Genomic DNA, 23,538 nt, shown 5'->3' on the forward strand with positions numbered 1-23,538 from the left:
AGAGTAGGACACCGCCGGACTAACCTTGAAAACAAGGTCTGGGACCTGGTCGAGAACCCCGAGTTCTCCCAGGTCCCAGACCTTTTTTCCATACCCGGACCCCGCACCACCCGTGCCCAACCGGACGACACGACCTCGCGGCCCCCGCCACACCGTGTCGTCCGACCAAACACAAGAGTCATCCACCTGATCACACGAATCGCGGAACCACACACCCGTGACTGAACCCGTGACTCACGTGACCAGAGACGTCACGGATCCAGACACGCGAGTCACGGGCTCAATCACGCGAATTACGGGGCTGGTCACGCGAGTTACGGGGTGGGGCGCGGCGTTACGGGCGGGGCGGGGCGGCGTAGGTGGTAGATGTCCATGATCCAGCCCTTCCGTGAGCGCGCCGAGGCGCGGACGGAGCGGATCTCCGCGGCGAGGCCGGCGGACAGGGGGCCCGAGAGCAGGAGCTCGTCGGGGGTGCCGAGGTACGCGCCCCAGTAGATCTCCAGGCCAGTGTCCGCGAAGCTGGTGAACGTGCAGTTCGCGTCCAGCATCACGAACACGTCGTCCACGTCCGCGGGCCAGCCCGCCTCGAGGCGACGGCCGGTGGTGACCAGTACCGGGCGCCCGATCTGGTTCATCGTGGTCCGGTGTCGCGACGTCAGCGCGGCGACGCTGCTGACGCCGGGGATGACGTCGTACTCGAACTCGACGGTCCCTCGGGCTAGTACGGCGTCCAGCAACGTCAGGGTCGAGTCGTAGAGCGCCGGGTCACCCCAGACCAGGAAGGCACCCCGCTCGCCGGGGCCGAGTGAGGCGATCATGCTCTCGTAGACGTCGGTCCGGAGCCGGTGCCAGTCGGCGACGGCCTTCCGGTAGTCGTCAGGAGTACGGTCGCGTTCGGGGTCCGGGGCCCGTACGACGCGGTAGCCGGGCTGTTCGACGAAGCGGTCGAGGATCTCTTGGCGCAGGCCCACCAGGTCCTGTTTCTCCGACCCCTTGTCGAGGACGAAGAACACATCGGTCTCGTTGAGCCGCCGGACGGCCTGGACGGTCAGGTGTTCCGGATCGCCGGCGCCGATGCCGATGGCGGAGATCTTCCTCATTTCCGCAGTGTGCCCGCACCCTCTGTGTAAACCCCTACCCCCACTGGGTATAAAGGAAGTGATCGCTTCGCCCGTCCCGCAGAGGAGTTCGTACCGATGGCCGAAACCACCTACACCGTCAAGGGCATGTCGTGCGGACACTGCGCCTCCTCCGTCACCGAGGAGGTCAGCGGGATCGCGGGCGTCAGCGCCGTGAACGTGGACGTCACCAGCGGCCAGGTGACCGTCACCAGCGAGTCTCCGCTCGACGTCCAGGCCGTCGACGCGGCCGTGACCGAGGCCGGCTACGAACTCGTCTCGTGAGCACCGTCGTCAAGGTGTCGGCGTTCGCCGCGGCTCTGGCCGCGGTGTTCGCCCTCGCCTGGGCGATCGGGTCCGCGGTCGGGCCCCTGAACGAATCGCCCGCGCCGACCGGCGAGCACCACGGGCAGCACCCGGGAGGCACCCCGTGAGCGTCGGGACATCCCAGCGGGTCGAACTGGCCATCGGCGGGATGACCTGCGCGTCCTGTGCCGCGCGGGTCGAACGCAAACTGAACAAGGTCGACGGCGTCTCCGCCACGGTCAATTACGCCACCGAGAAGGCGCAGGTCGACTTCCCGCTCGCGGTCTCGGTCGACGATCTGGTCGGTGTCGTCGAGTCCGCGGGCTATACGGCCCAACCGCCCGAACCCGACGAGGACGACGACCAGGCCGCCTCCTTGCGAACGCGGCTGCTGGTTTCCGCCGTGCTCGCCGTGCCGGTGATCGTGCTGGCGATGGTCCCGGCCTGGCAGTTCGCCTACTGGCAGTGGGTCTCGCTGGCGCTGGCTGCCCCCGTCGTCACCTGGGGCGCGTGGCCGTTCCACCGCCCGGCTTGGACGAACTTCCGCCATGGCGCCGCGACGATGGACACCCTGATCTCACTCGGCGTCGCGGCCGCCACGCTCTGGTCGCTGTACGCGCTGCTGTTCGGCACCGCCGGGGTGCCCGGGATGCGGCACGGCTTCGAGCTGACCATGGAACGCGGGTCCGGCGCGGGCAACCTCTACCTCGAGGTCGCCGCCGGGGTGACCACGTTCCTTTTGGCCGGCCGCTATTTCGAGGCCCGGTCCAAGCGCCGCTCCGGAGCCGCTCTACGGGCGCTGCTCGAACTCGGCGCGAAGGACGTCGCGGTGCTCAAGGACGGTGTCGAGAGCCGTGTCCCGATCGGCGAGCTGAAGACCGGCGACGAGTTCGCCGTGCGGCCGGGGGAGAAGATCGCCACCGACGGTGTCGTGACCGGCGGCGGATCGGCCGTCGACGTGAGCATGCTGACCGGTGAAGCCGTCCCGGTCGAGGTGACCGCCGGAGACGCCGTCGTCGGCGGGACGGTGAACGCGGGCGGCAGGCTCGTCGTCCGTGCCACCCGGATCGGCGCCGACACCCGGCTCGCGCAGATGGCGCGGCTGGTCGAGGACGCGCAGAACGGCAAGGCGCGGGTCCAGCGGCTCGCGGACCGCGTGTCGGCCGTGTTCGTGCCGGTGGTGATCGCGCTCGCGGTCGGCACGCTCGGCTTCTGGCTCGGCGCGGGCAGCGGGGCGGACGCCGCCTTCACCGCCGCCGTCGCGGTCCTGATCATCGCCTGCCCGTGCGCGCTCGGCCTGGCCACGCCGACGGCACTGCTGGTCGGCACCGGCCGCGGCGCGCAACTGGGCATCCTCATCAAGGGACCGGAGGTGCTCGAGTCCACTCGCGCGGTCGACACCGTCGTCCTGGACAAGACCGGCACGGTGACCTTGGGGAAGATGAGTCTGACCAACTTGTACGGAGCAGCCGAGAGCGAAGTGCTCCGGCTGGCCGCGGCGGTCGAGCACGCTTCCGAGCATCCGATCGCCCGGGCGATCGTCGCGGCCGCCGAAAAGCGGCTGGGTGAGCTGCCGCCGGTCGACGGCTTCCGTAACGTCGAGGGTCTTGGTGTCATCGGTGAGGTCGAAGGCAAGACCGTCCTGGCGGGCCGTGCCGCTCTCCTCGATCGGCACGGCATCCCCATCGGTGACGAGTTCGCCCAGGTCAAGGCGACTGCCGAGGATCGTGGCGCGACCGCCGTCGTCGTCGCCTGGGATGGCGAGGCCCGTGGTGTGGTGGTCGTCGCCGACACGGTCAAGCCGACGTCGGCGCGGGCCGTGGCGGAATTGAAAGCGCTTGGGCTGCGGCCGGTCCTGCTGACCGGCGACAACGTCGGCTCCGCGAACGCCGTCGCGGCCGAAGTGGGGATCGACGAGGTCATCGCGGAGGTGCTGCCCACCGGCAAGGTCGAGGTCGTCAAGCGGTTGCAGGCGGAAGGCCGCGTGGTCGCCATGGTCGGTGACGGCGTCAACGACGCGGCCGCGCTCGCGCAGGCCGACCTCGGCCTCTCCATGGGTACCGGGACGGACGCCGCGATCGAAGCGGGCGACCTGACGCTGGTGCGCGGTGACCTGCGGGGGGCCGTGGACGCCATCCGGCTTTCGCGCCGCACGCTCGGCACGATCAAGGGCAATCTGTTCTGGGCGTTCGCCTACAACGTCGCGGCGCTGCCGTTGGCCGCACTCGGCCTGCTCAATCCCATGATCGCCGGGGCCGCGATGGCGTTCTCCTCGGTTTTCGTCGTCACCAACAGCCTGCGGTTGCGACGGTTCGCCGGCGTGGCCTGATCAGGAACGGACCAGCCGGGCGATGGCGTCGGACGCCTCCCGGACCTTGAGGTCGGCCTCCTCGCCACCCGCGGCGGCGGCTTGGACCACGCAGGTGGCGAGGTGCTCGTCCAGCAGTTCGAGAGAGAACGACTGCAGGGCCTTGGTGGCGGCGGACACCTGGGTCAGGATGTCGATGCAGTATTTGTCCTCTTCGACCATCCGCTGCAAACCGCGGATCTGTCCTTCGATCCGGCGCAGGCGCTTGAGATAGGCCTCCCGCTCGCTGCCGTAGCCCGTCATCGTGCACCCGTTCTCTCGTCCCTCACCCGTCGGCGATCACTATACCCACCCCGTGTATGTGCCCGGGAGCTCGAAATTCACGGGTGCCAGGATGTCGAAGACGATCCGGTGGCTCCGACTCCTGCGTGAGCGGCCGGACATCCGGCCCGGCGACCAGGAGGAACACCGATGAAGTACCTGATCATGATCACCATGAACCCTACCGCCTGGGACGCTCTTCCCGAGGAGGAGCGCAACGAGGTGGTCGCCCGCATCGACCCTTTCATGAAGAAGCTCACCGAGAGCGGCGAATTGCTCGGGACGCAAGCGCTGGCGGAGCCGAAGGAGACCGCGGTGGTCCGGGTGCGTGACGGCGTCCCGGTGGTCACCGACGGCCCGTTCGCGGAGTCGAAGGAGTACCTGGCCGGCTTTTACCTGGTCGAATGCGACAGCAAGGAGCGGGCGATCGAGATCGCGGGCCAGATCCCGGACGCGCACATCAACGCGATGGAGATCCGGCCGGTGGTGTTCTCCTCCGGACTGGGTTTGGACAGCCAGGCGTAGCCCGCCCGTCGAGGGTGGCAGTGGGGTCCGGGGCCTAAGCGGTGGCCGCTTCGGCGCCGGCGCGGGCTTCGGCCCTGCTCCGGCGCTGAACGGGCACCTCCGGTTCCGGGGAGTCGGGCACGGCCAGTACCGAGCCGGCCTCGGTGAGCAGTTCACGGCAGCTGACCAGTTGTTTCAGCACGTCATCGCGCAGGCGGAGGGACACGTCGGCTTTCTGCCGCGCTTCGGCGACCAGGCGCTCGCTCTCTTCGGCGGCGGCGTCGAGCAGTTTCCGCGCCCGCTCCTGCGCGGCTTCGTCCCGTGCGGCGAGCGCGCGCATCGCCTCCGCGCGGCGCAGCGTCATGGCGCGTTCGAAATCTTCGGTGATCCGCTTTCGCTCCGCCTCGGCCTTGGCGGCTTCTTCGGCGGCACGGGCGGTGATGTCGTCGGCTTCCTCGCGGGTGAGTTCCAGCATCCGGCGCGATCGTTCCTGCAACGCGTCCGGAGCGATCGGCACGCGGCTGATCCGGTCGACGCTGGCCTTCAGTTCGCGGTTTTCCTCTTGGGTGGCGGTGAGTTCGGCGGCGAGAGCCTCACCGCGGCGGATGGCCTCGTCGCGTTCGGCTTCCACTCGTCGTAGTTCGGCTTCCACCTCGCGAACGAATTCCCGGACCTGAGCGCGGTTGAATCCACGCCACGCCAGATCGAAGCCGGGTATCTCCATTGGTCACCTCCACAGTGGTCGATGTGTCGCCATTGGGCGCTTTCCCTTACAGCGCACGGGCGTTGCCACACGGGGCTTTCATCGACCAGTGTGCCTGAAGCCGCGACGACATGCGCCAGGGGTGGGTGGTCTTTGCGGTGAACGGTCCGCGCAAGCGGGAAGAAGGGTGATCCGGGGAACGATGAGAGAATGGACGATCATCCCTTGCCCCCACTGGAGGTGGCCGCGTGACGAGCAGCCGAATTCGGGTCCCTGGCCGGAATCCGGCGACCGCGGCCGAAGGGTATCGGCAGGTCAGGGAGAACATCGCGATCCTGCTCACCGATCACGCGGGCGCGGGCGAGCGGGCCGTCCCGGCGTGTCCACAGTGGACTGTCCGGGAGCTGATCGCCCATCTGGCCGAGATCTGTGATCGGGTGATCACCCGGTTCGGCGGCGAGGCCTGCCCGATTCCGGAAACGGCGTCGGTCGCCGAATTGCTGCGGCTTTGGCTCGAACGCGGCCCCGAGGCCGACGCGCTCCTCATCGCCGACGGTGACGGCAAGAGCCGCGGCGACATCATGGTGATGGACGCCTTCACCCACGAACTCGATCTCCGGTACGCGCTCGGTGCCCCGCCGCCCGGGGCGCACGGGGCCTGGCTGCGGGGTTTCGAAGTGCTCGTCAGCGGTCTCGGCGCGTCGCTGGGCAGGCATGGGCTGCCCGGCATGCGGATCGAGACCGAGGGCGCGACCTGGATCGCCGGTACCGAACCGGTCGCCGCGGTGCTCTCGGGTGAGCCCGTGGACCTGTACCGGTCACTCGCCGGGCGCCGGAGCCCGGCCCAGATCGCCGCCTTGGAGTGGCTGGGCGATCCGGAGCCGTGGCTCCGGGCCTTCACCTGGGGGCCGTTCGCCCCGCCGGACGAGGAGATCGAGCGCTGATCAGCCGGTCGGGGACATCGAGGACAGCGCCGCGGCCAGTGCGAGGACCACGGCCACGATCAGCACCTCGACCCCGACGCTGACCCGCAGTTTCCGCAGGTCGGCGGTCGCCACGCCGGTGCCGCCGCGGCCGGGGATCCCGCGCCGGACCGCGGCGCGGCTCAGGTTCGCCACCAGCAGCAACGCGGCGAACCCGGTGAGCTTCAGCACGAAGACGATGCCGTACGCCGACGTCCAGAGCGCCTCCACCGACGGGACCAGCCGGAAGCCCAGATACGCGCCGCTGACCACCATGATCACGATCGACCAGGTGGCGATCGGATGGAACCTCGCGAGCGCCGGCTCGGCGTCGGCCGCCGAGTACTCGCCGCGCAGGAGTACGGCCAGCTGGATCAACCCGCCCACCCAGACGGCCATGGCGCCGAAGTGCGCGAGGTCGGCGCTGACCGCGAGGAACATGATCTTGTCGGCCACCGCGTGCCCGGTCGCGGAGAAACTCAGCATCACGATGAACCCGGCCGCGATGCCGAGGTTCTCGTAGCGCGACCGCGGCCGCTGTGGCAGCTCACCCGCCAGCAGCCGTCGCACGATCACGGCGAGCGCGACGATCGCGGCCAGGCGCAGGAGCAGGAGCTTCCCGTACGCCACCCGCAGGGTCGCTTCGATCAGAGCCGGGTCGAAGACCGCGCCAACCCCACGGCCCGCGACATACGGGCCTTGCAGCAGGAACCCGGCCACGGCCGTGACCCCCGAGAGCCACAGTCCGGTGGTGATCAGCTTCCGCGCCGCCGGATCGGTCCGGCCTCCCGGACGGCAGACCAGCACGAACACCATTCCGCCGAGCAGCGCGACACCGCCGAAGGAACCCCAGCGGAAGGTGGTGAACAGCGCGTCGGTCACCGGATCGGTCCCGGTGGAGGCGGACACCGCGCCCGCCGAGGTGATCAGGGGGCCGGTGCCGATCACGAAGGCGATCGTGCCGCGTACCGGATGCGAGTCGGTCGAGACGAAGGCGTACTCGACGAGGTAACTGCCGTCGGGGAGGTCGGGCTCCAACTTGACGGCGACTTCTTCGGCGACCTCACCCGGCTGGAAGACCGGGCCGGACACCACGTCGGTCCCTTGCTGGTCGACGACCTTGATCGAGTTCGGCTGGATGCCGATGTTCTCCGACAGGGTGATCGAGACCTGTGCCGGTGCCGAGGTGAGCCGGGCGCCGTCGGCGGGATTCGATGAGCGGAGTTCGACGTGGGCCGAAGCCGGGGCCGCGGCGAGCACCGCGACCCCGAACCACGCCGCGACCAGGGCCAGGAGGGCGAAGAGCCTCCTGGTCACGATGCCGTTGTCGCCAGCTCACGCCGGCTTTCGGGCGAACACGTGCAGCCGGTCAGCTCCTGTTCGACGGCGGAGGCCTTCCGGTGCACGAGCATCGCGATGATCATCGGGATGGTGACGATCGTGTTGTAGAACAGGTGCAGCTCCACCCGCGGGATGAACAGCTGGATGATGCTGCTCGGCGCGGTGCCGCCGCCGAGACGCCAGCCGGTCTGCGCCTGGATCAGCAGGAGCAGATGCTCGATGTGATGCCAGAACTGCAGGCCGAGCGCGAGGTTCCACCACTGCCGCGAGCGGCCGGCGAAGCCCTTGCGCAGGGCGAACAGCGCGACCAGCATGACGATGGCGTAGCCGTAGTGCAGCCATTCGGAGCTGATCAGCTTGGGGAAGGGGATGCCGAGCACGCCGCGAGCGTCCGCGGTCTTCCAGCCGAGGGCGTAGATCTGGAACGCCTGCACCAGGTGTTCCGCCCAGTGGGCCACCACGACGACCGCGAAGACGCCGAGCGCGGCGCGGTGGTACTTCCCGTTGAGTGACGCGAAGAGACCGGGACGATCCGAATCGAGTGCGGCCATGAAGGGACTCCTTGGGCGAAAGACCGGCCGGTGACAGAAGTCGACGATAGCCCGCGAAACGACGGCTCGGTTACTCCGGAATGCTGATCCGGCCTGGGGTATTAGGCCATTCAGCGCACTACGATTCCTTGCGCGGCCTTGGGAGCCGCCGGAATGTGGAACAGTTCCGTGAACAGTTCCAGGTATTCGAAGGCGCCCTCGATACGGACTTTCCCGGTTCGCGTCGCTTCGGCGGCGGTGAGGTCCCCGGTCAGCAGATCCTTGATGAACGGGCCGAGCGGCTCGATGACCGCGTCGGCACCGGGCAGCGCGCCGTCCGCCACCTTCAGCGCGCCGTCTTCGACGATCGCGTGCAGGACCATGTCGCCCGGGTGGCGCACTTCGTAGGTGACCTGGACGCCCTTGGCCTTCTCGCTCTGGAAGGTCGTGTACAGCGAGAGGATCGCCGCGTCCATGGTGAACACGTCCTCGGGAGCGGGACGGCCGAGCGACCGCGCGCCCCAAAGGCCGAGGTCGAGCACGATCTGGTCGAGTTCGCTGCCGTATTCGGTGAGTTCGTAGATCACCGCTGCGTCGAGCTGGGGGAGCAGGCGGCGGCGGAGCACCCCGGACTGCTCGAGTTCGTTGAGCCGCGCGGACAGCGTGCTCGCCGAGATCTTGGGCAGACCCGCCTGCAGTTCGGTGAACCGCTTCGGGCCGAGGACGAGGTCACGGACGATCAGCAGTGACCAGCGCTCGCCGATGATCTCCAGCGCGCGGGCCAGACCGCAGAACTGTCCATAGGTACGACTGCTCATCCGTCGATCCTCACTTTCGTTTCCGTGGTGGGAGCGGGTTTCACGCGGGTTCACCCTCGGAAAGCAGGCCGTGGTGCAGTACCTGCAATTCGTCGCAGGGCTCGACGCCCAGTTCGTTGTTGAGCCTCGCGCGCACCTGACGGTACGTCGCGAGCGCGTCGGAACGCCGCCCGCTGCGGCCGAGTACGCGGATCAGCTGCCCGTGCAGGGCCTCGTCCAGCGGGTTCGCGGTGACAAGGGACCGCAGTTCGCCGATCAGCTCGTGCCGCATCCCGGCCGCGATGTCCGCCTCGATCCGCAGGTGCAGGGTGCTGCGCCGCTGTTCGACGAGGTCGACCGCGTAGGCCGACAACACTGGTCCACAGTGGACGTTCGCGAGCGGAGGCCCCGACCACAGGTCGAGCGCGGACCGGAAGGCCTTCGCCGCTTCAACGTGCTCGCCCCGCAGTTGCAGCTCCCGGCCCTTCTGCTGCAGCTCCTGGAACTGGAACACGTCCACCTGCCGCGGGGAGATCCGGAACACGTACCCCGGCGGTTTCGTCGCCAGCATGGTCTCGCCGTACGGGGCGAGGTCGTTCTCGTCGATGCACTTGCGCAGCTGGTAGACGTAGGTGTGCATGGTGGTGCGGACGCTGCGCGGTGGGTCGTTGGCCCACAGTTCCTGCACGATCGTGTCGATGTGCACGATCTTCCCCGGGCTCATCACCAGCATGGCGAGCACCTGCAGCAGCTTCGGCGTCGTCGGCGCGTAGTCGATCCCGTCCCGCACGAGTTCCAGCGGGCCGAGGAGCGTGAAGCGGACGGGGCTTGCGGGCGGGGCGGCGATCGGGTCGGGTGCCGAGCCGTGGTGCGTGTCCGCTACTCGTGATCCGGTGTACATCGCAAGCGCCCTCCAGCTCGATACGCGTCGTGGGCTGTTTCCCAGTACGTCGACAGTGACAGAGCGGCGGGTCGCCGGGCCAGTGAGCCGTCCACCAGGTCCCGCGTGCGTGCGTCCCGGGAAAACATGGGTTTTTCATGTTTGAAGCGTGAAACGGGCACTGGCCGGTACAAGGCTTCGCGCAGCAGGATTCGGGGACCACTCCACCTATGGGGGTCTTCATGCGCGAGGTATCGTCCACGCCCGGCTCGGTCAGCGGCGGTCTGGGATTCAAACGGCATCTGCGTGCGGAGATCAGCGAGGGCAACGGTGCCTACCTGTTCTCGGAACAGGGGGTCATCGCGATCCGCGGCGCGCACGTCGCGTCGGTGGCGGCCCTGCTCGACGGCACCCGTGACCTCGACGGTCTCCTGGCCGCCTGCCCGGACGGGATGAACGCCGAACAGGTCACCGGGGTGCTGGCCCGGCTGGTCGAGGCCGGTCTGGTCACCGTCCACGTGCCGGACGAGGTCAGCGGGGACGAACGCGCGCTCGCGTACTGGGACGCGTGCGGTCTCGACGCGTCCGCGGTGACCGGCCGTCAGAAGCCGGCGACGGCGAGCCTGATCGCGATCGGCCGCGGTGTCGACACCTCACAGGTGGCGAGCGCGCTCGCCGCGAGCGGCATCGAGGTGGTGGGGACGGCGTCCGAGCTGGCCATCGTGCTGTGCGACGACTACCTCGACCCGAGACTGGCCGAGATCGACGCCGAACACCGGCGCACCGGGCGGCCGTGGCTGCTGGCCAGGCCGTCGGGATCGCAGGTGTGGATCGGCCCGATCCTGCAGCCCGGCCGGTCCGGCTGCTGGCACTGCCTGACGAACCGGTTGTGGGGGCACCGGCACGCGGAGGCCTGTGTGCAGGAGGTCCTCGGACACGACGGTCCCGCGTCGTTCCCCATGCCCGCCGTGCCGCCGCTGACCGCGGCCGCGTCACAGCTGATCTCCCTCGAAGCGTCCAAATGGCTGGCCGGACACCGCTATCCGGGGCAGCAGGCCGTGTGGATCCTGGACACCCTCGACCTGCAGGGGCGGCTGCACGAACTGCGCCGCCGCCCGCAATGCCCCGAATGCGGGGACGAAGGGATCGTCGCCGCCCGGACCGCCGAGCCGATCGTGCTGCGCGAGGCCAAGAAGGCGACGTCGGGCGGCGGCGGGCACCGCACGCTCACCCCGGTCGAGGTGCTCGACCGCTTCGGCCACCTGGTCAGCCCGGTCACCGGCATCGTCAAGGAGATCGCCCGCGACCCGAGGGCACCGGCGTTCGTGAACGCGTACCGCTCCGGGCTGAACGTCGCGCGCCGCGTACGCGGTGAGGCGGGGTTGCGGGCCGGACTGCGCGGGGACAACGGCGGCAAGGGCGCGAGCCCGATCGACGCCGAGGTCGGCGCGCTGTGCGAGGCGATCGAACGGTTCTCGGCCAACTACCAGGGTGACGAACTGCGGATCCGCGACACCTTCCGCGCGCTCGGCGACGACGCCGTCCACCCGAACTCGTGCATGCTCTTCGACGAGCGCCAGTACACCGACCGGGTCGAGTGGAACGCCGAACACGCGAACTTCCAGCACGTCCCCGACCGGTTCGACATCGAGGCCGCCGTCGACTGGACGCCGCTGTGGTCGCTGTCGCGGCAGCGCCGGAAGCTGATGCCGACCGCGTACCTCTACTACGGTGTGCCGCCCGAATGCGGGATCACCGGGATGCGCGCGGACTCCAACGGCTGCGCGGCCGGAAGCAGTATCGAAGACGCGATCCTGCAGGGACTGCTCGAACTCGTCGAACGCGATGCCGTCGCGATGTGGTGGTACAACCGGCTTCCCATGCCCGGCGTCGATATCGCGTCGTTCGACGACCCGTGGGCCGAGGAGATGGTCGGCCAGTACGCGCGGGCCGGCCGGGAACTGTGGGTCCTCGACCTGACCGCGGACCTCGGGGTGCCGGTGATGGTCGCGCTGTCCAGAAGTATCGCCGGGCCGCGCGAGAACGTCATGATGGGCTTCGGCGCACACCTGGACCCCAGGACGGCGCTGAGGAGGGCGGTCAGCGAGCTCAACCAGATGATCCCGGCGGTGCTCCCGAACGACGTCGAACTCGACGATCCCGACGCGTCGAGATGGCTCCGGTACGCCACGGTCGCCAACCAGCCGTATCTGCTTCCGGCGCCGGGACGGTCGGCGAAACGCGCCGCGGACTTCAAGTTCGTCCGGCGGCCCGATGTCCGCGACGACGTGGAGAGCCTGGTACGCAAGCTTTCCGCGCTGGGAATGGAGACGCTCGTGCTGGATCAGACCAGACCCGACATCGACCTCCCGGTGGTCCGGGTGGTCGTTCCGGGGCTGCGTCCGTTCTGGAGCCGCTTCGCCCCCGGACGGCTGTTCGACGTGCCGGTGCGGATGGGCAGGCTCGCCGAACCGACCCCGTACGAACGACTCAACCCCTTCCCCATGTTCTTGTAGATCCGGCTGGAGCAGCAGTTGACGACAGATTCCCCCGGCGGTGTGGCCGAAACGATCCCCTTGTGGTCGCTTACCGACGACAGCCTTGTCGAGATCGGTGAGGACGGCTCGCTGGTGGTCGTCACCCGCTGGGGCGAGTACGAGTTCGACCAGGCGGAACCACTGGTGCGGGAATCGTTGCGGCGGATGGCCTTGGGACCGGTCTCTCTCGCGAACGTGACCTCGTCCTGGGAACCGGTCGAGCGGGAGCCCGATCTCGAAGGCGAGCTCAGTTGGACGGCCGAGGGCGCCGACGCATTGCGACAGGTGCTGAAGGAACTCGGCGGTTCCGTGGTGCGCTCGCTCGGTCTCGCCGACGGCCGAGGGCCGCTGCTGTCGGTGATCCCGGTGGTGCTCGCGCCGGTGTTCACGCCGGGGGACGTCCCGTCCACGCGCCCGATCCGGTTGTCCCGCTTCAGTTCCCTGCGTTCCGACGCCGACGGGATGGGGCTGGAGTCGCCGTCCGCGCGTTATCGCGTCGTGCTGTCCCAACCGTGGGCGGTGCACGTCGCGGCGACTCTGGCGACCGCGAAATCGGTCGGGGACATCGCGTCCACGACGGGCATCGACGCCGGGGTGGTCGGGGCGATCGTGTCGTACCTGGTCGCCGCGGGGGTGGCCCAGGTCGCGGAGGAGAACGGCCGGTTCGCCGAGGACGAGGATCCCGAACTGGGCCTGTGGTCCCCGGACGAACTGTCGTTCCACACCACGAGCCGGACCTGGCGGCCCGGTGGCCCGGCGGATCTGCCCGGGCTCGGGAAACCGCCGGTGGTCAAGGCCGCCCCCGGCGAGGGCCCGGCCTACGCGCTGTACCGGCCGGATCTGGACGACCGCGCGGAGACCGATCCGACGCTGACGGCGTTGCTGGAGCACGACCACAGCTGTCCCGAATTCACCGAGGGTGTGCTGTCCGCCGAACAGATCGGCGAGTTCCTGTTCCGCGGCGCGCGGATCCGGTCGATCGGTCCCGCCCATCTCCCGAACGGGCCCGCGCACAGCGCCTCGCAGCGGCCGTACTTCAGCGTCGCCTGCCTGTACGAGCTCGAGTTGTACGTCTCGGTCAACCGGTGCTCGGGGCTGGATCGCGGGATCTACCACTACGACCCGCTGGAGCATCGGCTCGTCCTGGTCAACGATGACGAAGCCGATCTCGACGCGATGCTCGACATGGCGATGATCGGCGGCGGCAACCATCAGCGGCCTTCGGCGCTGATCACCGTGACCGCGCGGATGCCGCGGATGGCGTCCGTGCTCGGCGGTGGCGCGTACGCCACGACGCTGGCGCATGTCGGTGCCCTGCAACAGACGCTGTACCTCGTCGCCCGCGCCATGGGGCTGGCCGCGCACGCCGTCCCGGTGGACGCCGGTGACCGCGTCGACCGCGCCCTCAAACTCGACTGGCCCGCCGAGGTGAGCGTCGGCGAGTGCGTGCTCGACCTCCCCGTCTGAGCCGGAAGCGTTGCGAAAGCCACTTTCCCGACCTTGAAGGTTGCGAGAGTGGCTTTCGCGACTCGACCTGCCGCCTGTGTGTCGTTCTCCGGACAACACCCGGACAGCCCATCTCCATCGCGAGTCGAGTGCTCCGAAATCGCCGCCGCGTTTGCTGTCAACAGAGGAAAAGCGACAGCGAATCCGAGGTTGGTCTGATGCAGCTACGAACAGTCGCCATGGCGGCGAACGAGAAAGGCGTCACCGAACCCGGCCGGCTCCCCGAGCCGGCGTCCCCCTTGCAACCTGCGGTGCTGCAGGCCATCTCATCGATGCACGCGAGGTACTTCGACCCGATCACCTTGAGCGACCTGGCATCGGAAGTCTTCGTCAGCCCGTTCCACTTCTCGCGGATCTTCACCAAGGCGACCGGGGTCACCCCCGGCCGGTACCTCACCGCGATCCGGCTGTTCGAAGCGAAGAGGCTGCTGCTGACGACATCGCTGACCGTGTCGGACATCGTGTGCAGCGTCGGCTACAGCAGCGTCGGCACCTTCACCAGCCGTTTCACCCGTGCGGTCGGGATGACCCCGACCCAGTACCGTGACCCCGAGGTCGGCGAACTGCTCGTCGCGCTGGCCCCGCACTTCCAGCGGCTTCCGACCCTGGAAGCCCTGCACAGCGCCGGAATGGGCAGCGCCACGATGCGCAGCGGCACCGGCACGATCAGCGTGCGCGTCGAGACCCCGCGCGGGGCCGGCCCGGCGAGTGTCCTCATCGGACTGTTCGCCGAGTCGATCCCGCAGTGCGGGCCGGTCGCGTTCGGCGGCAGGGCGAACCTCCTGTCGGCGGACATCGAGATCCAGAACGTCCCCGAGGGACGGTGGACCGTGATCGGGGTGGCCGAGCACGCCGCCGGGACCGCGGCTTCCACGTTCTCCGTGGGCACCCTGCCCGGCCGGGTCGACATCACCCGGTACGGCCGGGCGCATCTGCGGATGCCGATGCGCGCCCCCCGGCCGACCGACGCGCCGATGGCGATCACCCTCGCCGGCGGCCCGACGTCGGCGGGCAACCGGATGACCATGCCCGCTCCGGACTACCTCCGCGCGGTGGCCTGACCGAAGGTGTTCCCGCGTTCTCCCGGTTTCGCAAACCGGGAGAACCGCGGGCGCAACCGCGAAGTAGCCGCGCCCTCGTCGCGCGTGTGAGCCTTTAACCAATCCAGAATTCGAATCCACCCGTTAGGGGGAGAGTGCGTTGGGCAATGGTTGGCGCACGATCAGACGTCGCATGATCACGCCGGATGTCTCCGAGACCACGCTGGAGAAGCGGGGTTTCCACAAGAAGAGCCCAGCCGCTCAGGAATTGCTGGAGACCGTCGGTGAGAAATTCCTGCTCGGCTACGCGCACGCGGTCGAAGCGCGTACCACCGGGCAGGCCGAAGAATGGCTCGAGCGTATTCCGGTCAAATTCCGCGGCTTCGCCTACGAAGGCGCGGGAATGGGATACGGAATGCTGGACGGCCTGCCGGGCGGCGGCCGGGGGCATATCGCCGACTTCCTCGACGGCCCCGCCGAGAAGCACGACTACATCATCTACGTCGGCGTCGGCTGGGCGCTGGCGCGGCTGCCGCGGTTCCGCTGGCCGTCCGCCGAGGACTTCGACCCGTTGCTGCGCTGGCTGGTGCTCGACGGGTACGGCTTCCACCAGGCCTACTTCAAGACGGCGAAGTACATCGACGGCCAGTTCCAGGACCCGGACTTCTCCTGGCCGCCCGGTAACGACGGCTACTCGTCGCGGGCGATCGACCAGGGCATCGGGCGGGCGTTGTGGTTCATCTGCGGTACCGACGTCGATCTGGTCACCGACACGATCGCGCGCTTCCCGCAGCGGCGGCATGGAGACCTCTACGCCGGGGTCGGGCTCGCCTCGACCTACGCGTGCGGTGTGACCTCCGACGAACTGCTGAAGCTGGCCGAGTTCGCCGGTGAGCACCGCGGGAACCTGGCCCAGGGCAGTGCTTTCGCCGCCGAAGCCCGCGTCCGCGCCGGGCTGCTGATCCCCGAGACCGAGGTCGCCACACAGGCGATCTGCGGGCTGCCGGCCGAGCGGGCGGCGGCCATCACCCAGGAGGTCCGTCCTGTTGTGGTGGTCGACGGCGAGCTCCCGGCCTTCGAAACCTGGCGACAGCGCATCGCCGCTGAGGTTCTCAACTCTGGAGGTGCAGGGAAATGACCGCGACCTTGGGCTGGCTCCGCAAGCAGCTTGCGGGCATCGTGGCGCTGTTGCTGATGGCGGGACTGTTCGTGGTGGCCCAGCTGCCCACGGTCTCGACCGCCGAGGCCGACACGATGGCCTCGAAGTACGCGTTCGAACCGCTGACGATCGCCTTGCCGGAGGCGGCGAAGAGCCAGTCGATCCGGACGGTGAACAAGGAGTACGAGCACATCCGGGCCTGGATCTCCTCGGTCGGCGCCGCGATCGCGGTCAACGACCTCGACGGGGACGAGCTCGCGAACGATCTGTGCTTCGTGGACCCGCGCAGCGACCAGCTGGTGATCACCCCGACGCCGGGCAAGGGCGGCGACCGCTACGCGCCGTTCGCGCTCGACGCGGCACCGCTGCCGATGGGCAAGTACATCGCGCCCATGGGTTGTGTGCCCGCGGACTACAACGAGGACGGCCGGGTCGACCTGCTGGCCTATTACTGGGGCCGTACGCCGATCCTGTTCCTCTCGAAGCCGGGCGCGACCGAACTCGCGCCCAAGGCCTACGAGCCGGTAGAACTGGTGCCGGGCAACAACTCCAAGAACGGTGAGTACTCCGGTCCACTGTGGAACACCAACGCCGCCTCGGTCGGTGACTTCGACGGTGACGGCCACCAGGACATCTTCATCGGCAACTACTTCCCCGACAGCGCGGTGCTGGACGACCGCGTCTCCGGCGGGGTGGAGATGAACAAGTCGATGTCGCACGCGGACAACGCGGGTGGCAAGTACATCCTGCGGTTCACCGGTGCCACCCAGGGGGCGAAGCCGAGCGCGGCGTTCGCCCTCGACGACAAGGCCATCCCGGCCGACGCCCAGGGCGGCTGGTCGCTGGCGGCCAGCGCGACCGACGTCGACGGGGACAACCTGCCGGAGCTCTACATCGGCAACGACTTCGGGCACGACCGCCTGCTGTACAACAAGTCCCGCCCCGGGCACATCGAATTCGCCGAGGTGAAGGGGGTTCGCGGGCCCAACGAGCCGAAGTCGAAGGTGCTCGGCAACGACTCCTTCAAGGGCATGGGCGTCGACTTCGCCGACCTCGACCACGACGGTCTCTACGACCTGTACGTCAGCAACATCACGACGTCCTGGGGGATCGAGGAAAGCCACTTCCAGTTCATGAACACCGCCAAGGACACCGCGGATCTGCGTGGCCGTCTGCAGGGCGGCGAGGCACCGTGGGTGGACCGCAGTGCGCAGGCGGGCACCGCGTGGTCCGGCTGGGGCTGGGACGTGAAGATCGCCGACTACAACAACAGCGGTGAATCGGTGATCACCCAAGCGACCGGATTCGTCAAGGGCGACGTCAACCGCTGGCCGCAGCTGCAGGAGCTGGCGACCTCCAACGACGAACTGCTGAAGCACCCGTCCTTCTGGCCGAACATGGTGGCCGGTGACGACGTCGGCGGCGACCACACCTTGCACTTCTGGGCCAAGGGTTCCGACGGCCGGTACACCGACCTGGCCCCGCGCCTCGGTCTCGCCATCCCGGTGCCCACCCGCGGTATCGCCACCGGCGACGCCGACGGTGACGGCAAGCTCGACTTCGCCGTGGCCCGCCAGTGGGAGCAGCCGATCTTCTACCGCAACGTCAGTCCCGACTCCGGGTCGTACCTGAACCTGAAGCTGGTGCACGACAAGGCTTCGGCGGACGGTCCGCGCAAGGCGGCCGGCACCGCGGCGATCGGCGCGCAGGTCACCGTCGTCACCCCCGACGGCAAGAAGTACATGGACCGCGTCGACGGTGGCAGCGGTCACTCCGGCAAGCGCAGCCACGAGATCCAGATCGGACTCGGCGAGGTCACCGGGCCGGTGAAGGTGAGCCTGCAATGGCGCGACCTGACCGGGACCATCCGTACCCAGGAGGTCCAGCTGACCCCGGGCAGCCACACGTTCCAGCTCGGCGCTCAGGCTAAGGAGAAGTGACCGACATGGCTGAGCAGACACTCACCGCACCCAAGAGCAACAAGACGATCACGGCCCTTCGCCGGTTCGCGATCTCGATCACCGTCTTCAACATCATCGGCTACACCGTGCTCGGTTTCGAGCAGCCCTACACCTATCCGTTCATCGCGCTGGCGACGGCGTACGCCGCGGAGATCCTGCTGGAGATCATCGGCGCGCGGGCACAGGGCCGTCCGGTCCGCTTCCGCGGCAACGGGTTCAAAGGACTGGTGGAGTTCCTCCTCCCGGCGCATATCACCGGTCTCGCGCTGAACATGCTGACCTACGTCAACGACCAGGTGCTGGTCATGATGTTCGGCGTCGTGGTCGCCGTCGGCGCCAAGTGGGTCCTCCAGGCCCCGGTGCGCGGCAGGCTCCGGCACTACATGAACCCGTCGAACTTCGGCATCACGATCATCCTGCTGGTGTTCCCGTGGGCGAGCATCGCGCCGCCCTATCACTTCACCGAGCAGGTCGACTCGTGGGTCGGCTGGCTCATCGTCGGCATCATCATCGTGTCGGGCACGGTGCTCAACGCGATGCTGACCCAGCGGATGTGGCTGATCGGCGCGTGGCTCATCACCTTCGCGCTCCAGGCGATCATCCGCGGTCTGCTGTTCGACACCGCGATCCCCGGCGCGCTCGGGATGATGACCGGGGTGGCGTTCGTGCTCTACACGAACTACATGGTCACCGACCCGGGCACGACACCGTCGAAGCCCGCGTCGCAGATCCTGTTCGGTTCGGGGGTGGCGATCGCCTACGGGTTCTTCATGGTGGTCCACGTGGCGTACGGCCTGTTCCTGGCCACCGCCCTGGTCTGCCTGATCCGCGGCGCGTTCCTGTGGGGCCTGCACTTCTCCAAGAAGGCAGGAGAGAAGTGGGAGGCCGAGCAGGCGAAGTCGGCCGAGGTCACGAGCCTGCCGAAACCGGCCGAGAAGCCGGAAACCGGGGCCGTGGCGGCATGACCCACGAGGCGGAACTCAGCCGGGCGGCGCGTCTCGCGCCGCCCGGCCCGCCGCGCCGGGCGACCTTCGGTCTGCTGAAGAAGCTCTTCACCGACCGGCTGGCGCTCATGTCGGATTCGGCGGAGGCGCACGGGGACGTCGTCCGGATCGCGATCGGGCCCAAGACGATGTACCTGGTGAACCACCCCGAACTGGCCAAACACGTGCTCGCGGACAACGCGGCCAACTACCACAAGGGAATCGGCCTCCAGGAGGCGAGACGGGCGCTCGGCGACGGGCTGCTCACCAGCGACGGCGACGTCTGGAAGAAACAGCGCCGGACCATCCAGCCGGTGTTCCAGCCCAAGCGGATCGCGCGGCAGGCCTCTGTCGTCGCGAACGAGGTCGAAGGTCTCGTGAAACGCCTGCGGGACACCGAGGGTCCGGTGGAGATCCTGCACGAGATGACCGGGCTGACGCTCGCCGTGCTCGGCAAGAGCCTGCTCGACGCGGACCTCGGCGGCTTCACGTCACTGGGGCATTCGTTCGAGGCCGTGCAGGACCAGGCGATGTTCGAAGCGGTGACGCTGAGCATGGTCCCGCAGTGGGCGCCGCTGAAGAAACAACTGCGGTTCCGGGAATCGCGGGCGGACATCCGCCGGATCGCCGAGGAACTCGTCGAGCAGCGGCTGGCGAACCCGGTCGAGGGTGGCGAGGACGTGTTGTCCCGTCTCATCGCGACCGACGGGACCCGCGAGCAGATGCGGGACGAGCTCATCACCCTGCTGCTCGCCGGGCACGAGACGACGGCGAGCACCCTGGGCTGGGCTTTCCACCTGCTCGACGAACATCCCGACGTCGCGGCGAAACTGCGCGCCGAGGCCGACGCGGTGCTGGGTGATCAGCTGCCGACGCACGATGATCTGCACCGGCTGCCGTACACCGCGAGGGTGGTCGAAGAGGTCATGCGGCTGTATCCGCCGGTGTGGCTGCTGCCGAGGGTGGCGCAGGCCGACGACGAGATCGGCGGCTACCACATCCCGGCCGGATCCGACGTCGTCGTCGTGCCCTTCACACTGCACCGGCATCCGGCGTTCTGGCCGGAGCCGGAGAAATTCGACCCGGACCGGTTCGATCCGGACCGGCCGAGCGGGCGGCCCCGTTACGCCTACATCCCGTTCGGCGCCGGGCCGCGGTTCTGCATCGGCAACAGCCTCGGCGTGATGGAGGCCGTTTTCGTGCTGACAATGGTCCTGCGCGACCTCGAACTCAGGAAGGTCCCTGGCTACGACGTGGTCCCCGAGGCGATGCTGTCGCTGCGGGTACGCGGCGGGCTGCCGATGACCGTGCACACCAGGAACAGGAGGTAGGTTCCATGGATTCGGACGAACAGGTCAAGGTGTCCACTTTGGAGGCCTACGCGGACACGATCGTGCCGGGGGAGAAGCGGTTCCCGGGAGATCACGCGATCGCCGGCGCCTCGCCGGGGCCGGGCGCGGTCGTGGCGGGCGCGCTCGAACTGCTGCACACCGAGGCGACCGGGGTGACCGTCGGGCTGCCCTATCTGGCGCAGGCCCTCAACGAGCACGCGAAGCTCTACGCCAAGGAACACGGCCTCGAACTCGACGAGGGCTTGCCGTCGTTCGTCGCTCTGTCCTTCGTGGACAGGACGGCACTCGTGCGGGCACTGACCGCGCCGGGACATCCGGAGAAGGACGGCTGGGTCAGCCTCGCCTTGTTCTGCAACATGTCCTTCGACAGCGCGGCGCACAAGCACACCGCCGAAGCCATCGCCGAGGGGCACCCCGGGCTGCTGGCGATGGGGTACACCGCGCCGGACGAAGACGGCCTGTGGCGGTTCCCGAAGTTCTCCTACCGTCGCGAACTGGCGCGACTCCACCCTGACACCACGCCTTCCGGGAGCCCGGCATGAACGCTTACGACAAGACCGATGTCGTCATCGTCGGCAGCGGGTTCGGTGGCTCCATCCCCGCCTACCACTTGGCCGCGGGCGGGGCGAAGGTCACCGTGCTGGAACGCGGGCCATGGCTGGAGACGAAGGAGTTCGAACACGACTACCTGCTCGGTTCGTCCTACACCAGGGCCTTCGATTTCGTCGTCGGCGACGGGATGAGCGTGCTCGGCGGGAACTGCGTCGGCGGCGGCAGCGTCGTGTACTTCGCCGCGATGCCGCGCGCGCCGAAGTTCGTGTTCGAGCGCCACGGCGGTATCGGCCGTCGCATGTGGCCGTCGGTGCTGACGCGGGACACCCTGGAGCCTTGGTACGACCGGGTTTCGGATTCGCTTCCGGTGTCCACACAGGACTGGAACGACGTCTCGTACGCGGGCGGGCTGTGGGCCGCGTTGTGCGACCACTCCGGCCGGACCGCGAACCCGGCGCCGGTCGCGGTGGACAACGACCGCTGTGTGAACTGCAACTTCATGATGGCAGGCTGCCGGTTCGACGCGAAACGCTCGCTGCTGACCAACTATCTGCCCGCCGCGCTCGCGCACGGCGCGAAGATCCGGCCGCTGCACGAGGTCCAGCGGATCGAGCGGATCGACGACGGCGACTACCGCGTGCACTTCAACGTCGTCGACGACACGGACTACCGGGCGCAGACCGGCAGCGGCACGATCGACGCGAAGGTCGTCATCATCGCCGCGGGCGCCGGGGCGACCCCGGTGATCCTGCAGCGTTCGGAGGCGGCGCTGGGCACCATGCCGCACGCGGTCGGCCGGTACTTCTCGGGCAACGGTGAGCGGCTCAACACCGCGATCATCGACGAGGAGCGGGTCCGCGAGGTGCTCGGACTGTCCCGTGAGGACGGCAAGGTCTACGAGGCCAACCACATCGGCAAGGGCCCGACCGTGGCGAACTGGGACAAGCTCGACGGTTCGCTCCCGGAGTACGAGCGGTATTCGCTGGAGCAGCTGTACTTCCCGCCGGGACTGGGCACGATCCTCGCGCAAGTCCCCGACGGTGACGAACCGCGCTGGTTCGGCGCGCAGAAGAAGGAGATCCTCAAGAAGTGGTCGTCCTGGCTGACCATCTTCCTGATGACCGAGGACGACAACGAAGGTGTCTTCGGCGCTCCGCCGCCCACGGGCAATGCCTACCGCATTTCCCAGCAGATGCTCGGCCGTGGCCCGCTGAAGTACGACCCGACGCCGAACACCCTGCACGGCTGGTCACTGGCCGACGCGGAGTGCAAGGAGATCCTCGAAAAGGACGGCCTGGCGAAGGTGTCGCCGTGGACCAACGACGTCGTCGGCGCGTACACCGTGCACCCGCTGGCGTCGTGCCGGATCGGTGACGACCCGGAGACCTCGGCGCTGCACCCGAACCACGAACTCCGCGACCATCCCGGGATCTTCGTGACCGACAGCGCCTCCGTACCGGGCGCGCTGACGGTGAACCCGGCGATGACGATCGCGGCGCTGGCCGAACGTTCGGTGCCGGGCATCGTGCGGGCGTTGCAGGCACGCGGTGTCGACGTCACCTACGGCGCGCCGGCGCCGGACGGTTCGATCACCGGACGGCGGGCGGTCAGCAAGCTGTCGCTGGTGGCCGGGAGCTGAGCATGGCACCCGTGCTGGTGAGACTCGCGCTGAGACGGGTGTTGCGCGAAGTCCGGTACGTCCGGCCGGTCCCGTACGGCCGGGCGACCGGGCTCGTGCGCGACGTCTACCGCCGGCTGGAACGCGAATTCGGCATGCTGGCCCCACCGGTGGCACTGCATTCGCCGTCGCCGACGGTGCTCGCGGCGAGCTGGGTGATGCTGCGGGAATCGCTGGTGGCGTCGGGGGCGACGAGCCGGGCGGACCGGGAGGTCGTCGCGACACTGGTGTCGCGGGCGAACTCGTGCCCGTACTGTGTCGAGGTCCACGGGATGGCGCTGGATTCGCTCGGGCGTTCCTCGGAGGCTTCGGCGATCGCCGCGGGACGTCCCGTCGCGGATCCCTTCGCCGGGGCGTTGTCCGTGGCGGCCAGGGCGGAGCTGACCGCGGTCGCGTTCACGTTCCACTACCTGAACCGGGTGGTGAGCGTGTTCCTGGGACCTTCGCCGTTGCCTTCCTCCGTGCCGGATTCGGCTCGTGCGAAGGCGAAGGCCGTCCTGGGGCGGCTCCTTCGCCCGGTGGCGGAGGCCCTGCCCGGTGCATCGTTGGACTTGCTTCCGGCGGGGTCACGGGATTTCTCCTGGGCTGCGGGGAACCCGGTAGTGGAGGACGCGTTTTCCCGTGCTTCGTCGGCTTTCGCCTCATTGGCGGTGCCTTCGGCCGTACGGGATGCCGTGGCGCGGGAACTGTCCACATGGGATGGTTCCGCGCCGGGGCTGAGCCGCTCTTGGGTGGACGCCTTCGACGATCCAGCGGTCCGGCTGGCTTTGGTGGTGGCGAAGGCGCCCTATCAGGTCGACGACGCTTTGGTGACCGCCGCGGGCCTGGGTGATCGGGAGCTGGTCGAGCTCGTGGGGTGGACGAGTTTCGCCGCGGCCGCCCACCGCGTCTCGGTCTCAGGCTCGCCTTCAACAACATGAGAGAAGACTTCTCGCCCTGCTCCGGGTCATGCTTGACCGGACTGCAGGTGCGGACGGCGCCCTCGTTCCTGGAACAGAGT

The 23,538-nt window shown here is 68.6% G+C and carries 22 protein-coding genes; 15 read left to right on the top strand and 7 right to left on the bottom strand.

Annotation, left to right across the window (positions count from 1 at the left end):
• Positions 1 to 314: 314 nt before the first annotated feature.
• Positions 315 to 1,100 (bottom strand): precorrin-6A synthase (deacetylating), encoded by a 786-nt coding sequence (gene cobF / locus ACZ6DT_RS36195; RefSeq protein WP_465603688.1) that lies wholly within the window; start codon positions 1,098 to 1,100, stop codon positions 315 to 317.
• Positions 1,101 to 1,196: 96 nt separating this feature from the next.
• On the opposite strand from cobF, the gene ACZ6DT_RS36200 reads away from it, so the two are divergent.
• The 3 genes from ACZ6DT_RS36200 to ACZ6DT_RS36210 are packed head-to-tail and all read left to right on the top strand — an operon-like array spanning position 1,197 to position 3,753.
• Entirely contained in the window at positions 1,197 to 1,403 is a 207-nt protein-coding gene (locus tag ACZ6DT_RS36200; RefSeq protein ID WP_465603689.1) for a heavy-metal-associated domain-containing protein, read from the top strand.
• Complete coding sequence (locus ACZ6DT_RS36205; RefSeq protein WP_465603690.1) at positions 1,400 to 1,552, top strand: hypothetical protein; 153 nt, start codon at positions 1,400 to 1,402, stop codon at positions 1,550 to 1,552. Before ACZ6DT_RS36200 ends, ACZ6DT_RS36205 begins: the two co-directional genes overlap by 4 nt.
• Positions 1,549 to 3,753 carry a heavy metal translocating P-type ATPase gene (locus ACZ6DT_RS36210; RefSeq protein WP_465603692.1) on the top strand — a complete coding sequence of 735 codons (2,205 nt, stop codon included), beginning with the start codon at positions 1,549 to 1,551 and terminating at the stop codon, positions 3,751 to 3,753. Before ACZ6DT_RS36205 ends, ACZ6DT_RS36210 begins: the two co-directional genes overlap by 4 nt.
• Here ACZ6DT_RS36210 and ACZ6DT_RS36215 read toward each other — a convergent pair whose 3' ends face one another.
• Positions 3,754 to 4,035 carry a metal-sensitive transcriptional regulator gene (locus ACZ6DT_RS36215; protein WP_009081418.1) on the bottom strand — a complete coding sequence of 94 codons (282 nt, stop codon included), beginning with the start codon at positions 4,033 to 4,035 and terminating at the stop codon, positions 3,754 to 3,756. It abuts the gene before it with no gap.
• A gap of 168 nt (positions 4,036 to 4,203) precedes the next feature.
• Between ACZ6DT_RS36215 and ACZ6DT_RS36220 the strand changes: the two genes are divergently transcribed.
• Positions 4,204 to 4,578, top strand: a complete 375-nt coding sequence (locus tag ACZ6DT_RS36220; protein ID WP_465603694.1) for a YciI family protein — start codon at positions 4,204 to 4,206, stop codon at positions 4,576 to 4,578.
• Between the two features lie 34 nt (positions 4,579 to 4,612).
• Here ACZ6DT_RS36220 and ACZ6DT_RS36225 read toward each other — a convergent pair whose 3' ends face one another.
• Positions 4,613 to 5,281, bottom strand: a complete 669-nt coding sequence (locus ACZ6DT_RS36225) for a M protein (RefSeq protein ID WP_465603696.1) — start codon at positions 5,279 to 5,281, stop codon at positions 4,613 to 4,615.
• Positions 5,282 to 5,595: 314 nt separating this feature from the next.
• Between ACZ6DT_RS36225 and ACZ6DT_RS36230 the strand changes: the two genes are divergently transcribed.
• Complete coding sequence (locus ACZ6DT_RS36230) at positions 5,596 to 6,204, top strand: maleylpyruvate isomerase mycothiol-dependent enzyme family protein (RefSeq protein ID WP_465603848.1); 609 nt, start codon at positions 5,596 to 5,598, stop codon at positions 6,202 to 6,204.
• Here the strand turns inward: ACZ6DT_RS36230 and ACZ6DT_RS36235 are convergent, their stop codons facing one another.
• The 4 genes from ACZ6DT_RS36235 to ACZ6DT_RS36250 form a co-directional block, all read right to left on the bottom strand.
• The gene (locus ACZ6DT_RS36235; protein WP_465603698.1) at positions 6,205 to 7,539 is read right to left on the bottom strand and encodes a copper resistance CopC/CopD family protein; all 1,335 of its coding nucleotides are present in this window, start codon (positions 7,537 to 7,539) and stop codon (positions 6,205 to 6,207) included.
• Complete coding sequence (locus ACZ6DT_RS36240; RefSeq protein WP_465603699.1) at positions 7,536 to 8,114, bottom strand: hypothetical protein; 579 nt, start codon at positions 8,112 to 8,114, stop codon at positions 7,536 to 7,538. The genes ACZ6DT_RS36235 and ACZ6DT_RS36240 overlap by 4 nt, the downstream gene beginning before the upstream one ends.
• Before the next feature lie 110 nt (positions 8,115 to 8,224).
• Positions 8,225 to 8,911 carry a winged helix-turn-helix transcriptional regulator gene (locus tag ACZ6DT_RS36245; RefSeq protein ID WP_465603700.1) on the bottom strand — a complete coding sequence of 229 codons (687 nt, stop codon included), beginning with the start codon at positions 8,909 to 8,911 and terminating at the stop codon, positions 8,225 to 8,227.
• Between the two features lie 40 nt (positions 8,912 to 8,951).
• On the bottom strand, positions 8,952 to 9,791 hold the full coding sequence (locus tag ACZ6DT_RS36250; RefSeq protein ID WP_465603702.1) for an AfsR/SARP family transcriptional regulator: 840 nt from the start codon (positions 9,789 to 9,791) through the stop codon (positions 8,952 to 8,954).
• A 221-nt stretch (positions 9,792 to 10,012) separates the two neighbouring features.
• On the opposite strand from ACZ6DT_RS36250, the gene ACZ6DT_RS36255 reads away from it, so the two are divergent.
• The 10 genes from ACZ6DT_RS36255 to ACZ6DT_RS36300 all read left to right on the top strand — a co-directional run bounded on the left by ACZ6DT_RS36255 (position 10,013) and on the right by ACZ6DT_RS36300 (position 23,458).
• A complete protein-coding gene (locus tag ACZ6DT_RS36255; protein ID WP_465603703.1) occupies positions 10,013 to 12,286 on the top strand; it encodes a TOMM precursor leader peptide-binding protein in 2,274 nt (757 codons plus the stop codon).
• 42 nt (positions 12,287 to 12,328) lie between these two features.
• On the top strand, positions 12,329 to 13,774 hold the full coding sequence (locus ACZ6DT_RS36260; RefSeq protein WP_465603850.1) for a SagB family peptide dehydrogenase: 1,446 nt from the start codon (positions 12,329 to 12,331) through the stop codon (positions 13,772 to 13,774).
• A 197-nt stretch (positions 13,775 to 13,971) separates the two neighbouring features.
• Positions 13,972 to 14,874, top strand: coding sequence for a helix-turn-helix domain-containing protein (locus ACZ6DT_RS36265; protein WP_465603705.1), 903 nt, complete (start codon positions 13,972 to 13,974; stop codon positions 14,872 to 14,874).
• Positions 14,875 to 15,034: 160 nt separating this feature from the next.
• The gene (locus ACZ6DT_RS36270; RefSeq protein ID WP_465603851.1) at positions 15,035 to 15,991 is read left to right on the top strand and encodes a DUF1702 family protein; all 957 of its coding nucleotides are present in this window, start codon (positions 15,035 to 15,037) and stop codon (positions 15,989 to 15,991) included.
• On the top strand, positions 15,988 to 17,952 hold the full coding sequence (locus ACZ6DT_RS36275) for a CRTAC1 family protein (RefSeq protein WP_465603707.1): 1,965 nt from the start codon (positions 15,988 to 15,990) through the stop codon (positions 17,950 to 17,952). Before ACZ6DT_RS36270 ends, ACZ6DT_RS36275 begins: the two co-directional genes overlap by 4 nt.
• Positions 17,953 to 17,957: 5 nt before the next feature.
• The gene (locus tag ACZ6DT_RS36280) at positions 17,958 to 18,938 is read left to right on the top strand and encodes an enediyne biosynthesis protein (RefSeq protein ID WP_465603709.1); all 981 of its coding nucleotides are present in this window, start codon (positions 17,958 to 17,960) and stop codon (positions 18,936 to 18,938) included.
• Positions 18,935 to 20,287 (top strand): cytochrome P450, encoded by a 1,353-nt coding sequence (locus tag ACZ6DT_RS36285; RefSeq protein ID WP_465603711.1) that lies wholly within the window; start codon positions 18,935 to 18,937, stop codon positions 20,285 to 20,287. Before ACZ6DT_RS36280 ends, ACZ6DT_RS36285 begins: the two co-directional genes overlap by 4 nt.
• 5 nt (positions 20,288 to 20,292) lie before the next feature.
• The gene (locus ACZ6DT_RS36290; RefSeq protein ID WP_465603713.1) at positions 20,293 to 20,850 is read left to right on the top strand and encodes a DUF5987 family protein; all 558 of its coding nucleotides are present in this window, start codon (positions 20,293 to 20,295) and stop codon (positions 20,848 to 20,850) included.
• On the top strand, positions 20,847 to 22,499 hold the full coding sequence (locus ACZ6DT_RS36295) for a GMC family oxidoreductase N-terminal domain-containing protein (RefSeq protein ID WP_465603714.1): 1,653 nt from the start codon (positions 20,847 to 20,849) through the stop codon (positions 22,497 to 22,499). Before ACZ6DT_RS36290 ends, ACZ6DT_RS36295 begins: the two co-directional genes overlap by 4 nt.
• Positions 22,500 to 22,501: 2 nt before the next feature.
• Entirely contained in the window at positions 22,502 to 23,458 is a 957-nt protein-coding gene (locus tag ACZ6DT_RS36300; RefSeq protein WP_465603716.1) for a carboxymuconolactone decarboxylase family protein, read from the top strand.
• Positions 23,459 to 23,538: the final 80 nt, after the last annotated feature.

It is taken from the genome of Amycolatopsis sp. NPDC041971 (assembly GCF_055588925.1).